Consider the following 12637-nt stretch of genomic DNA (forward strand, 5'->3'; position numbering starts at 1 on the left):
TGGTTGATAGCGGTTGATGGTTGATCCACGCGGCGCAACGCCGCTTGCAGAGCTGGAAGCTTGCAAGCTGGCGACCGAAACCTTTAGCTGTACGTGATGTTCTCGGTGATGTCGTGATCAGGAGCCGTTTCCGCCAGCCTAAGATCGCACGCACGGCGCTGATCAGCGTCCTGGGCGTGCTCGTCGGCCTGCTCGCTCTGCCGGCCGCTGCCGCCGCCGGGCAAGCGCGTCCGAGACCAGCGACCCGTACCGGGACCGCCACGCGAACCATCGGCTACCACGGACTGCGGCTCCGGGTGCCGGCCAGCTGGCCGGTGCTGCGACTCGGTCGCGACTCGCACGTGTGTGTGCGCTTTGACCGGCACGCCGTCTATCTCGGTACGCCCGGCGCAAACCAGATCTGCCCGATGCAGCCGGCCGGGCGCACCGAGGCGATCCTGGTCACCCCGGCCAGCTATCGCGGCGCGCTGCTTGCGCCTGTCAGCAGGCGTGCTGCGCAGAACGGCGCCGGCTCGATGCTGCGCCTTTACAACCGCGCGCATCACGTGGTCATCACGGCGACCTGGGGCGCGCATCCGGGCGTGATCCGTACGGCGCTGCACCTGCGCTCGCTGCGCCAGGCGGCCCTGGCCACCGACGCCCATGCGCCCAAGCCGATCCCCACACCGGTGCTCGCGCGTCGCCCGCACACGACCTCTTCCGCCAGCCCCGCCCTTCCGGGCGAGCCCTACAGCGGGCTTGGTTTTGATGTCTGCACAACCCCTTCGGCCAGCGACATGGCGGCGTGGAGCGCGAGCTCGCCATACGCTGCCATCGGCATCTACATCGGCGGCGCGAACGCCGCCTGTCTGGGGGGCAACCTCACGCCCTCCTGGGTGAGCAGCGAGTCAGCCGCGGGCTGGCACATGATCCCGATCTACGTCGGACTCCAGGCGCCCGGCAACAGCTGCGGCTGCCAGGCGCTCTCCACGACGCTGACAGGCGGCCAGTACACCACCGCCATCGCCCAGGGGACGGCGGCAGCCCAGGACGCGGTGGCGCAGGCGCAGGCCCTCGGTATCGGCCCGGGCAACCCGATCTACTACGACATGGAGGGCTACACCCGCTCCAGCACCACCTCCGGCGCGGTGCTCGCATTCCTGCAGGCCTGGACGCAGCAGCTGCACCTGAGCGACTACTACTCCGGCGTGTACAGCAGCGGCGCGTCGGGGATCACCGACCTGGCTGACAACTACGGCACCACGTACGTGGAGCCCGACGAGCTCTGGACGGCGGACTGGAACTGCTCACCGTCCGCGCCGCCACCGCCCAGTCCGGCCAACCCGTACGTCCCCGCCGCCGACTGGCCGGGCGCACACCAGCTGCTGCAGTACTACAGCGACGGCCCCGGCTGTGGCAACGCCGCGGAGACCTATGGTGGCGTGACGATCTCGATCGACCGCGACTTCATCGACGCCCCCACCGCCGCCTACGGCAGCGGCAGCTTCGTCGGGGCGGTGGTGACGACACCCACGGTCTCGGTCACGCCGCGCTACGACGGCTCCACGGACCTGTCGCTGAGCTGGCCGGGCCAGGTCGGCCTAACGCAGTACGCCGTCCTGGCAGGACCTTCGCCGACGGCGCTCAACGAGGTGGCCACGGTGCCCGCCGACGCCGCCAGCGTCAAGGTCAAACTGCTCGACGCCTATGCCTACTACGCGGTGCAGGGGCTTGACTCGCTCGGGCAGGTTATGGGCACCTCGCCCGCTGTGCAGACGGCCAACAGCGTGGCGCTATTCGGTCACAGCGCCTATGTCGGTGCCAGGGGCCCGGTTGGGATCCCGGTCGCGTGCTTGAACACCACCTCAAGCTGCCAGGTACAGGCGCAGATATTCGCCGGCAAGCGCCTGATCGCCCACAGTGGCCTCAGCTCGATCCCTGCGCAGGGGGGGCAGCTGCTGGTACCGCTCAGCGCTCATACGCGGGACCTGATTCTGTACGCGCGCCAGCACGAGCTGCCCGTCAGCGTAACCGTGCAGAGCAGCGCCGGCGCCAAGGCGACCAGGCCGCTCAAGCTGATCCCATATCTGACCTCGGGCCCGGCGCCGAAGCGGCGTCTGTGGCCAAGCACGGCGGTCCAGGTGATCGGCCAGACAAGCTACGTTGGCAACGGCTGGACCGGCGGCGTGCTGGTCGCCTGCCGGCAGCAGACACCGTGTGTGGCGCGCGCGAACGTGACCCTGGGCGGAGTCAGGCTGGCCTTTCCGCGGACTGCGACGATCGGCGCGGGCGAGATTGGCTACGTGACCTACCGCCTCACCAACCACGCGCACGAGCTGCTCGCCGAAGCTCGCGGCAACCAGCTCGGTGCACGCGTGACGATCACCGACGGGTCAAAGCACACAATGGCGCTCGTCTCGCTGGTCGGCTACAGGTAGGGGTCGCCGGCCGGCTAGTGCTGCTGCTCGCCGTCGGGCATCGCCAGCACCTGTGTCTCGGTGAAGCCGAGCACGCCTTCGCGCCCGAGCTCCCGGCCGATGCCGCTCTGGTTGAAGCCACCGAACATCGCCCGCTCGTCAACGGCCGTCGCGTTGTGGTTGTTGAAAAAGATGTGGCCGGCCCGCAGCTGTCTGCCGACGCGCAGCGCGCGCTCCTCGTCGGCTGACCAGACCGACGCGCAGAGGCCGGCCCAGGTGTCGTTGGCCGCCGCGATCGCCTGCTCTTCGCTGTCGTAGGGGATGATCGGCAACGCCGGGCCGAACTGCTCCTCGGTGACGATCTGTTCCTCGGGCGCCGGGTCCAGCACCAGCGCTAGCCGCATGTAGTTGCCGACGCTGGGATCGGCGTCCAAGTACTCGCCGCCCTCGATCACCTCGGACCCGCCTGCGCGTGCCTGTGCAAGCAGCTCGGTTACGTAGTCGCGCTGACGGCCCATGTTGAGCGGTCCCATCGTGACTTCGGGGTGCAGGCCGGAGCCGATCCGCTGTGCCTCGATGAAGCCGCGCAGGCCGTCAACGGCCTGGTCATAGAGCGCGCGGGGCACGTACAGGCGCTTGATCGCCATGCAGACCTGACCGGTGGTCATGAACGTGGCCATGCCGATCCGCGCGATCGTCGCCTCGTCCAGGTGCACGTCGTCGAGCAGCACCGCGGGATCGTTGCCACCCAGCTCGAGCGTGACGTTGGTGACGCTGCCGGAGGCCATCTGCATGATCCGCTTGCCGCCGGCTGTCGACCCCGTGAAGCAGACGTGCTTGACGCGGGGATCGCCGACGAGCACAGGCCCGATCACGGCGTCCTGGCCGGTCACGACGTTGAGCACCCCGGGGGGCAGCAGCGCCGCGACCTTGCGCAGGGTCAGCACCGAGGAGAGCGGCGCCGTGGGCGGCGGCTTGGCGATCACCGTGTTGCCGGCCATCAGCGCGTGCGGCAGGCTGGCCGCGAGGATGGCAAGGGGCCAGTTGAACGGGTAGATGATCGTCACCACGCCCTGCGGCACGTGGCGGATGGTCGTCCTGTACGGCGGGCCGGCGAGCGTCTCGTCGGTGTCCAGCTCGCGCGCGTAGCGGGCCGCCTCGTGAAAGCGGCCGACGAACACATGCAGATCGATCGTCGCCTCGAAGCGCGTCTTGCCGTTCTCGCGCGAGAGCACCTCGGCGCGCGCGTCGAGATCTGCCGACAGCGTCTCCAGCGCGGCCAGGCAGCGTTCCACGCGCTCTGCTGCACTGAGCGCCGCCCACGCGGGCCACGCGCGCTGTGCGGCGGCGACCGCTGCTTCTGCATCCTGTGCGCTGGCTGCGGCGGCGTGGCCAACCAGGCTCTGGTCGTGCGGTGCGTGCACGGCCAGCGTTTCACGGGAGCTGCGCTCCTCGCCGTCGATGTAGAGCGGCGTCTGCACGAGCTCGCTGATAGCCATCGTTACCTCTCCTCGGGTCCGTTGTGCAGTCAAGCTTATCCGCCGGGGTGGCTGAGTGGTAGCGGTGAGGGAGCCTTCAGCTGCTGCAGGCGCAGGAGCGTCGTGACCCGGACCGCGCCTCCGCGCGCGGAGAGCCGCAGGATCACCCGCTGCAGCTCGCTGACCTCGCGGGCGACCACCACCAGGATCGCGTCGATCTCGCCGGTCACCCAGTCGGCTGAGATCACTTCGTCGGTCGCCAGCACCGCAGCCCGGAAACGCTCATGGCTGGCTTCGTCGTGGCGCTGGATGGACACCAGCAGGTGCACGAGCAGCGGGAAGCCGACCAGCTCAGCATCCAACTGCGCGACCACGGCGCGGATCGCCCCGGCTGTCTTGAGCCTGCGAACCCGGTGCAGCGTGGCCGTCGCCGACAGGCCCACGAGGCGTGCGAGCTCGACATTGGAACGGTCCGCGTCCTGCTGCAGCAGCGTGAGCAAGTTCAGATCAATTAAATCCAGTGAAATTGAAGGCATACGCAGGATTACACCGCAATAACACCTAGAAGTCCAATATATGGCCGCCCTTAGCTTGTTTTGAGCACGGATACACGATCATGAATAGCGATGAAAAACCGTACCGCCATGCTCTCGCTGCTCGCTGCCGGATCCCTATGGGGGATCACGGTTGCGCTCTCGAAGCTGGCCCTCGGCTGGCTGGACCCAAGCACCCTGACGGCGATGCGCTTCCTCGTCGCGATGCCCGTGCTGGCCCTGATCGGGCGCCGCGGTCTGCGCGACGCTCTCACACTGCGCGTCTTCCTCTCTGGCACTGTCGGCTACGGAGCCCAGATGCTCATACAGAACATCGGGATCGAGCACACCAGCGTGAGCCACGGTGCGATCATCGTGGGCGCCCTACCGGTCGTGGTGGCGCTCGTTACCGCGGCGCTCGGCAGGGGCGCGTCGCGGCCGACGCTGTGGGTCGGTTACGCCGTGGCGCTGTTCGGTGTGGTGCTGGTGGCGAAGGGCGGAGGCGGTGGCGCCAGCACGTTCGGAGACACGCTCGTGCTGCTCTCGGTGATCCTCTCTGGCGTCTTCATGGCCATGCAGCCGGCGGTTCTCCGGGGCAAGGACGCCGCGGCCGTCACGGCGGTGCAGTTCCTCGGCGGGGCGGCCGTCTCGGCTCCGCTGGCGCTCATGCATGGTCTGCCCAGCGCCCCAGCCACAGCGGGTCCGTTGTTTGCCTTCCTCGCGCTCGCGCTCGTCGGCACGGTCCTGCCGTTCTGGCTGTTCGCCTATGGGCAGGCTCGGGTGTCCCCGGAGCTCGCGGGCGCCTTCGTCAATCTGGAGCCGCTCGTCGGCGCGATCGTCGGTTGGGTCGCGTTCTCAAACCCGGTCGGGGCGCCCCAGATCGTCGGCGCGCTCGCGGTCGTGGCAGGCATTCTGGTGAGCCTGACGCCGCCGCAGCTGATCGCGCCGCTCCAGCGACTGCCGCTCTCGGCCAGGCGCTGATAGATTCTTTAGCCCGCGGTGGGCGTAGCTCAGCTGGTAGAGCTCCTGGTTGTGGTCCAGGCGGTCGTGGGTTCGAGTCCCATCGCTCACCTTTCGCGGTCGTCCCCCGGCAAGGAAACCCCATGCGCAGCGCCTATTTGTACGAAGCGGTGAGGACCCCGTTCGGCCGCTATGGCGGCAGGCTATCGGGGGTGCGGCCCGACGACCTGGCCGCCGCCGTGCTGGCGATGCTCGCCCAGCGCGTACCCGGCCTTGACCCCGCGCGGATCGACGACGTCATCTACGGCACCGCCAACGGCGCCGGCGAGGACAACCGCAACGTCGCGCGCATGGCGGTGCTGCTCGCCGGCTGGCCCACCCATGTGCCGGGCGCCACCGTCAACCGTCTGTGCGGCTCGAGCCTGGAGGCGGCGATCCAGGGCAGCCGCGCGATCGAAACCGGCGACGCCAGCATCGTCGTGGCCGGTGGGGGAGAGGCGATGAGCCGCTCGCCCTGGATCATGCGCAAGCCTGAGCGCGCCTTCCCGACCGCCAACGAGACGCTTTACTCCTCGGCGCTCGGCTGGCGCATGGTCAACCCGAAGATGCCTGCTCAGTGGACGATCTCGCTCGGTGAGAGCACCGAGAAGCTCGTGCAGATGCACGGGATCACGCGCGGGGAGCAGGATGCATTCGCGCTGCGCAGCCACCAGCTCGCCGCGCGCGCCTACGCCGACGGGGTGCTGACCGAGGTGATGCCCGTTCCCGGCACCGACCTCGAAGTGGACGAGAGCATCCGCGCCGACACATCGCTCGAGAAGCTCGCCAAGCTTGAGCCGGCGTTCCGTGCCGGTGGCACGGTCACCGCCGGCAACTCATCGCCGCTCAACGACGGGGCCTCGGCGGTGCTGCTCGCTGATGAGGCCAGCGCGGCCCCGCTGGGCCGCGCTCCCCTGGCCCGCGTCGTCTCACGCGCCGCCCACGGCGTCGATCCAGACGTGTTCGGGATCGGGCCGGTGCAGGCCGCCAACACGGCGCTTGAGCGCGCCGGCCTGAGGTGGGATCAGGTCGATCTGGTCGAGCTCAACGAGGCCTTCGCCGGTCAGTCGCTGGCCTGCCTGCGGGGCTGGCCGGAGCTTGACCCCGAGAAGGTCAACCGGCACGGTGGCGCGATCGCCATCGGTCACCCGCTCGGCGCCTCCGGCACCCGTGTGCTCGGGCGCCTCGCGCACGCGTTGCATACGCGCGGCGGCGGTTACGGGCTGGCTGCGATCTGCATCGGCGTCGGCCAGGGGCTCGCAGTCGTGCTCGAAGGCTGCTGAGCGCGGCCGACAGCTATCGTCTGCGCCCACATGTCAGAACCAGTCACCACCACCGTCACCGAGCTGCCCGAGTCGCGCGTCCGCGTCGAGGCCAGCGTCGACCCGGCCGAGGTCGAGCGCCGCGTTCAGCAGGCCGCCCGCAGGCTCGCCGGTCAACTGAAGGTCCCCGGCTTCCGCAAGGGCAAGGTTCCGCCGCCGGTGGTGATCCGGCGTTTGGGGCGCGACTACGTGTTGGAAGAGGCGCTGCGTGAGTCGATCGACGCCTGGTACACCAGAGCGCTGGACGTGGCCGGCATCGAGACCGTTGGGCCCCCGGAGATCAAGGTTGGCGAGGCGCCGGCGGACGGCTCGGCGCTTCAGTTCACCGTCGAGGTCGGTGTGCTGCCCGTCGCCGCGCTCGGTCCCTACAGGGAGATCGAGGTGCCACGCCGCGAGCCGCGTGCCGACGAGGAGGCTGTGGCCGCCGAGCTCGAGCGCCTGCGCGAGCGCCTGGCGACGCTCGAAACCGTGGAGCGCCCGGCCGCAAGCGGCGACCACATCGTGCTGGATTACCTCGGCCGGCTGGACGGCGAGCCGTTCCCTGGCGGCGAGGGTCGCGACCAGCTGGTCGAGCTCGGCTCGGGGCAGCTGATCCCCGGTTTCGAGGAGCAGCTGATCGGCGCCAGCGCGGGCGAGCAGCGTCTCGTCGAGGTGACCTTCCCGGATGACTACGGCGCCGAGCAGCTGGCCGGCCGCCCAGCGAGCTTTGAGGTCACGGTCACCGAGGTCAAGGCCAAGCGCCTGCCGGAGCTCGACGACGACTTCGCCTCCGACGCGGCCGGCCTGGACTCGCTGGACGAGCTGCGCGAGGACATCGCCAAGCGGCTTGAGGAGTACGAGCGTCAGGCGATCGCGAGCGAGTTCGAGCGTGACGTGGTCGATGCGGTCGTCGCGGGCTCGACGATCGACGTGCCGCACCAGCTGATCCACGCGCGCGCACACGAGCTGGTGGAGGAAACGATGTCGTCGCTTGCGCGTCAGGGCATCTCTCGGGAGGTGTACCTGCAGATCTCCGGTCAGAGTGAGGAGGAGCTCGCGCAGGGCGCCGAGGAAGAGGCCGAGAAAGCGTTGCGCCGCGAGGCCGTGATCGCGGCTGTCGTGGCGGCCGAGCAAATCGATCCGACCGAGCAGGATCTGCTTGACGCGCTCGAGGCAACCGCTGCGCGTGAGAAGACCACCGCCGCCAAGCTGCTGGAGCGCCTGCGGTCAAGCGGCCGTGGCAACGGCGTGCGCGCCGATGTTGCAAGACGCAAGGCCGTCGACCTGCTGGTCGCCGAGGCCAAGCCTGTCGCGCCTGCGTCCGACGACCGCTAGAGTCGGCAGGAATACGCCAACGGAAGCGAAAGAAGCGAGCAGCATGAGCCCACTTGTTCCCATGGTCGTCGAGCAGACCTCTCGCGGTGAGCGCGCGTTTGACATCTACTCACGGCTGCTCAACGAGCGCATCATCTTCCTGGGCACCCCGGTCGACGACCAGATCGCCAACCTGGTGGTGGCCCAGCTCCTGCACCTGGAGTCAGAGGACCCCGACAAGGACATATCGCTGTACGTCAACTCGCCGGGTGGGTCCGTCTACGCGGGCCTTGCGATCTACGACACGATGCAGTTCATCAAGCCCGACGTGCAGACGATCTGCGTCGGGATCGCGATGTCGATGGGGGCACTGCTGTTGGCCGGTGGCGCCGCCGGAAAGCGCATGGCGCTACCCAACGCGAAGATCCTGATCCACCAGGTCTCGGCCGGCTTCCAGGGCCAGGCCACCGACATCGAGATCCACGCACGCGAGATCATCGACCTGAGACACCGGCTCGACGAGATCATCTCTCACCACACGGGCAAGCCCGTCGAGCAGGTGGCCAAGGACACTGAGCGCGATTACTTCATGAGCTCGGAGGAGGCGAAGGACTACGGGATCATCGACCGGGTGATCTCGCAGCACTAGCCTTTCGAGGTGCACGATGGCACGTCCGACCGACTCAAACGAGCAACTGCTCTGCAGCTTCTGCGGTAAGTCGCAGCGCCAGGTCAAGAAGCTGATCGCCGGCCCCGGCGTCTACATCTGCGACGAGTGCATCGACCTCTGCAACGAGATCATCGACGAGGAGCTCACCGCCACTCCGAACTTCGATCTGCAGCACCTGCCCAAGCCGCGCGAGATCTATGAGGTCCTGGGAGACTACGTGGTCGGCCAGGAGCAGGCAAAGCGCACGCTCTCGGTGGCCGTCTACAACCACTACAAGCGCGTGCAGATGCTGCAGTCGGGCGACCAGGACATCGAGCTGCAGAAGTCAAACATCCTGCTGCTCGGGCCGACCGGTTGCGGCAAGACGCTGCTGGCCCAGACGCTCGCCAAGATCTTGAACGTCCCGTTCGCGATCGCCGACGCGACCGCGCTGACCGAGGCGGGCTACGTCGGCGAGGATGTCGAGAACATCCTCCTGAAACTGATCCAGGCGGCCGACTACGACGTCAAGAAGGCCGAGACCGGGATCATCTACATAGACGAGGTCGACAAGATCGCGCGCAAGGCCGACAACCCGTCGATCACCCGCGATGTGAGCGGCGAGGGCGTCCAGCAGGCACTGCTGAAGATCCTCGAGGGTACGACCGCGAGCGTGCCGCCCCAGGGTGGGCGCAAGCACCCCCACCAGGAGTTCCTGTCGATCGACACGACCAACGTCCTGTTCATCTGTGGAGGCGCCTTCGCCAACCTCGACCGCGTGATCGAGCGGCGCATCGGCCACCAGGGGGTCGGCTTCGGCGCGACCATCCAGTCCAAGGATGAGCGCGACCTCGGCGACATGTTCGAACACTGCCTGCCGGAGGATCTCATCCAGTACGGGCTGATTCCAGAGTTCATCGGCCGCCTGCCCGTGGTCTCGGCGGTACATCAGCTCTCGCGGGCCGAGCTGATGCAGATTCTCACCGAGCCCCGGAACGCCCTCGTCAAGCAGTTCCAGCGTTTCTTTCAGTTCGACGGCATTGAGTTGGTCTTCGCCGACGAGGCACTGAACTCGATCGCTGACCGCGCCCTCGAGCGTGAGACTGGCGCCCGCGGCCTGCGCTCGATCATCGAGGAGGTGCTGCTCGAGGTTCAGTTCGAGCTGCCATCCCGCCGCGATGTCAAGAAGTGCGTGGTGACCCGCGACACGATCGAGAAAGGCACACCGCCGACGCTGGTTACCCAGGCCGTTGACGACGACCGGGAGCACGGCGAAGCCGCAGCCTGACGCCGCGGTGGGCGCTCGGCCCAGGGACGGCCAACGGACAGCGCGGTCCCTAAACTCGGCCGCTCATGCCCGCCCCCGAGATGAATCCCCGCTACGACCCGGCTGAGGTCGAGCCGCGTGTCGCGCAGCTCTGGATCGGCGCCGGCATCGGCCACCCGGAGCCCGTCGGCGCTGCGATCGAGAACTACTCGATCGCGATCCCGCCGCCGAATGTGACCGGCGTTCTGCACATGGGCCACGCGCTCAACAACGCAATCCAGGACACGCTGATCCGCCGCGCGCGCCAGCGCGGCCAGCGGGCCAAGTGGATTCTCGGTACCGACCACGCCGGGATCGCCACGCAGACCCAGGTCGAGAAGGAGCTCGTGGGACTCGGCACGAGTCGTGAGGAGGTCGGTCGCGAGCAGTTCGTCGCCCGTGTCTGGGCCTGGCGCGAGCGCTACGGCGGGCGCATCATCGAACAGATCAAGCGGCTCGGATCCACCGCTGACTTTGCCGACGAGCGCTTCACGCTGGACCCGGCATACGCCCAAGCGGTGCTGGAGGTCTTCGTCGCACTCTATGAGAAGGGCTACATCTATCGCGATCGCTACATGGTCAACTGGGATCCCGGCAGCCTTTCGGCGATCTCAGACCTCGAGGTGGAGGAGCGCGAGGTCACCGACACCCTCTACTACATCGACTACCCGCTTGACTCCGGCAGCGGTGCGATCACCGTCGCCACCGTTCGTCCCGAGACCATGCTGGCGGATGTCGCGATCGCCGTGCACCCCGACGACGAGCGCTACCAGCGCCTGATCGGGGAGAGCGCGACCCTGCCGATCAGCGGCCGCCGGCTGAAGATCATCTCCGACCCCTATGTGAAGCCGGACTTCGGCACCGGTGCATTGAAGATCACCCCCGGCCACGACCCCAACGACTTCGAGATCGGCGCCCGCCACGGCCTGGCGCAGCTCAGCGTAATCGGCGAGGACGGCCGCATGGAGGGCGAAGCCGTACCCGAGCGGTTCCTGGGTCTGAGCGCCGCCGATGCCCAGGCTGCGATCGTCAACGAGCTCGATGCGCTCGGGCTGCTCGCGCGTCGCGAGCCCTACACGCACACGGTCCCCTTCAGCCAGCGCTCGGGCAGCCGTATCGAGCCGCTGATCTCGCTGCAGTGGTTCATGCGCATGGACGAGCTGGCTCGGCCCGCGATTGATGTCGTCCGCTCCGGGCGCGTGCGCTTCCACCCGGATCGCTGGGCCAAGGTCTACCTGGACTGGATGGAGAACATCCGCCCGTGGTGCATCAGCCGCCAGCTCTGGTGGGGCCACCAGCTGCCCGTCTACTACCACGAGGACGGGCGCGTGCACGTCGCCACCACGCCGCCTGACGGACCCGGGTGGATGCGCGACCCGGACGTGCTCGACACCTGGTTCTCGAGTGCGCTGTGGCCGTTTGCCGCACTCGGCTGGCCGGCGCGCACACCGGAGCTTGCCGCCTTCTACCCGACCGACGTGCTCTCCACGGCTCGCGACATCATCTTCCTCTGGGTCGCGCGCATGATCATGATGGGGATCGAGTTCACCGGCGAGATCCCGTTCTGCGACGTCTACGTTCACTCGATCATCCAGGCACCGGACCGCCGCCGCATGTCCAAGTCCCTGGGCACCGGGATCGATCCGCTCGACCTGATCGACGGTGGGCCGCGGCCGCCGGTCTTTGCCACCGCCCCGGGGGCCGACCCCGGCGAGTTCCCAGCCTACGGCGCGGACGCGGTCAGATGGGGACTTTTGGCAATGTCGTCCGGCCAGGATGTGCCGTTCAACGAGGACAAGGTGGCCCAGGGTCACGGCCTGGCAAACAAGCTCTGGAACGCCTCGCGGTTGGTCCTCGGTCGCGTTGGGCCGGCGGTGCGAGCGCAGGCCAGTCCGGTAGCGCCCGAGGACCACTGGATCCTCGAGCGGCTTGACCAGGCCATCTCCGATGTGCATGGGGCGATCGATGACTTTGACTTCAGCCGCGCCGCGCTGACGCTGTATGACTTCATCTACGCACAGCTCTGCGACTGGTATCTGGAGCTGGTCAAGCCGCGTCTCTACGGCGGCGACGACGCCACCGCCGGAAACCTGCTGCACGTCCTCACGCAGACGCTGATGCTCGCTCACCCGCTGATCCCGTTCGTGACCGAGGAGATCTACGCGCACCTGCCGGGCGCAGATGGTCTGCTGGCCGCGCGGGCAGGCTTCGCGCCGGCGTACGCCGTGGACGCCGCCGCGGCGGCGGAGACCGAGCGGCTGATCGCCGCGGTGCAGGCTGTGCGCGCCTGGCGTGACGCCGCCGGCGTGCGCCCCGCTGTGGTGCTCAAGGCCAGGCTGCAGGCGGCGGGGTACGCTGCAACGGCTTCCCAGCTGGCGCGGCTGGGCAGGCTCGAGCTCGTCGCCGACGGCGGTGCGGCTGACGTCACGGCGACGATCCCGATTCCGGGCGGCGCCGTGGACCTGCTGGCCTCCGACGGCTTCGATGCCGAGGCGGCCGCCCGCAGGCGTGAGGATAAGCGCCGCGCGCTGGATGCCGAGATCGCGCGCTGTGAGACCAAGCTCGCCAACCCTGGCTTTGTCGGCAAGGCGCCGGCGGCGGTCGTCGACGCAGAGCGCGCGAAGCTGGCGGCACTGCGCGCTGAGCTGGAGGCGCTCTGAC

General features: G+C 68.4%; 9 protein-coding genes and 1 tRNA gene. 8 read left to right on the top strand and 2 right to left on the bottom strand.

The features are described from left to right. The first annotated feature begins 113 nt into the window (after window positions 1-113). Window positions 114-2417 carry a glycoside hydrolase domain-containing protein gene (locus M3M54_RS00725; RefSeq protein ID WP_249020278.1) on the top strand — a complete coding sequence of 768 codons (2304 nt, stop codon included), beginning with the start codon at window positions 114-116 and terminating at the stop codon, window positions 2415-2417. 14 nt (window positions 2418-2431) lie between these two features. Here M3M54_RS00725 and M3M54_RS00730 read toward each other — a convergent pair whose 3' ends face one another. Together M3M54_RS00730 and M3M54_RS00735 are read right to left on the bottom strand one after the other, a co-directional pair. Then, entirely contained in the window at window positions 2432-3895 is a 1464-nt protein-coding gene (locus tag M3M54_RS00730) for an aldehyde dehydrogenase family protein (protein ID WP_249020279.1), read from the bottom strand. A 35-nt stretch (window positions 3896-3930) separates the two neighbouring features. Beyond that, the gene (locus M3M54_RS00735; protein WP_256465803.1) at window positions 3931-4410 is read right to left on the bottom strand and encodes an Lrp/AsnC family transcriptional regulator; all 480 of its coding nucleotides are present in this window, start codon (window positions 4408-4410) and stop codon (window positions 3931-3933) included. A gap of 90 nt (window positions 4411-4500) precedes the next feature. On the opposite strand from M3M54_RS00735, the gene M3M54_RS00740 reads away from it, so the two are divergent. From M3M54_RS00740 to M3M54_RS00770, 7 genes are all read left to right on the top strand, one after another. Continuing rightward, the gene (locus M3M54_RS00740; RefSeq protein ID WP_249020281.1) at window positions 4501-5388 is read left to right on the top strand and encodes a DMT family transporter; all 888 of its coding nucleotides are present in this window, start codon (window positions 4501-4503) and stop codon (window positions 5386-5388) included. 18 nt (window positions 5389-5406) lie between these two features. Next, a tRNA-His gene (locus M3M54_RS00745) sits at window positions 5407-5479 on the top strand. Between the two features lie 58 nt (window positions 5480-5537). Then, a complete protein-coding gene (locus M3M54_RS00750; protein WP_249020282.1) occupies window positions 5538-6689 on the top strand; it encodes a thiolase family protein in 1152 nt (383 codons plus the stop codon). 30 nt (window positions 6690-6719) lie between these two features. Continuing rightward, window positions 6720-8042 (top strand): trigger factor, encoded by a 1323-nt coding sequence (gene tig / locus M3M54_RS00755; protein WP_249020283.1) that lies wholly within the window; start codon window positions 6720-6722, stop codon window positions 8040-8042. Continuing rightward, complete coding sequence (gene clpP, locus M3M54_RS00760; RefSeq protein WP_256465804.1) at window positions 7966-8670, top strand: ATP-dependent Clp endopeptidase proteolytic subunit ClpP; 705 nt, start codon at window positions 7966-7968, stop codon at window positions 8668-8670. Before tig ends, clpP begins: the two co-directional genes overlap by 77 nt. A gap of 16 nt (window positions 8671-8686) precedes the next feature. Continuing rightward, the gene (gene clpX, locus M3M54_RS00765; protein WP_249020285.1) at window positions 8687-9958 is read left to right on the top strand and encodes an ATP-dependent Clp protease ATP-binding subunit ClpX; all 1272 of its coding nucleotides are present in this window, start codon (window positions 8687-8689) and stop codon (window positions 9956-9958) included. 65 nt (window positions 9959-10023) lie between these two features. Then, window positions 10024-12636, top strand: a complete 2613-nt coding sequence (locus tag M3M54_RS00770) for a valine--tRNA ligase (protein ID WP_249020286.1) — start codon at window positions 10024-10026, stop codon at window positions 12634-12636. Window position 12637 lies beyond the last annotated feature (1 nt).

The sequence above is a fragment of the Conexibacter sp. S30A1 genome (assembly GCF_023330665.1).
In the GTDB taxonomy this organism is placed as follows: Bacteria; Actinomycetota; Thermoleophilia; order Solirubrobacterales; family Solirubrobacteraceae; genus Palsa-465.

Coding starts and splice junctions, on each gene's coding strand:
- clpX (WP_249020285.1), top strand. CDS start 8,687: ATGGCACGTCCGACCGACTCAAACGAGCAACTGCTCTGCAGCTTCTGC.
- M3M54_RS00730 (WP_249020279.1), bottom strand. CDS start 3,895: ATGGCTATCAGCGAGCTCGTGCAGACGCCGCTCTACATCGACGGCGAG.
- tig (WP_249020283.1), top strand. CDS start 6,720: ATGTCAGAACCAGTCACCACCACCGTCACCGAGCTGCCCGAGTCGCGC.
- M3M54_RS00735 (WP_256465803.1), bottom strand. CDS start 4,410: ATGCCTTCAATTTCACTGGATTTAATTGATCTGAACTTGCTCACGCTG.
- M3M54_RS00740 (WP_249020281.1), top strand. CDS start 4,501: ATGAAAAACCGTACCGCCATGCTCTCGCTGCTCGCTGCCGGATCCCTA.
- M3M54_RS00770 (WP_249020286.1), top strand. CDS start 10,024: ATGCCCGCCCCCGAGATGAATCCCCGCTACGACCCGGCTGAGGTCGAG.
- clpP (WP_256465804.1), top strand. CDS start 7,966: ATGTTGCAAGACGCAAGGCCGTCGACCTGCTGGTCGCCGAGGCCAAGC.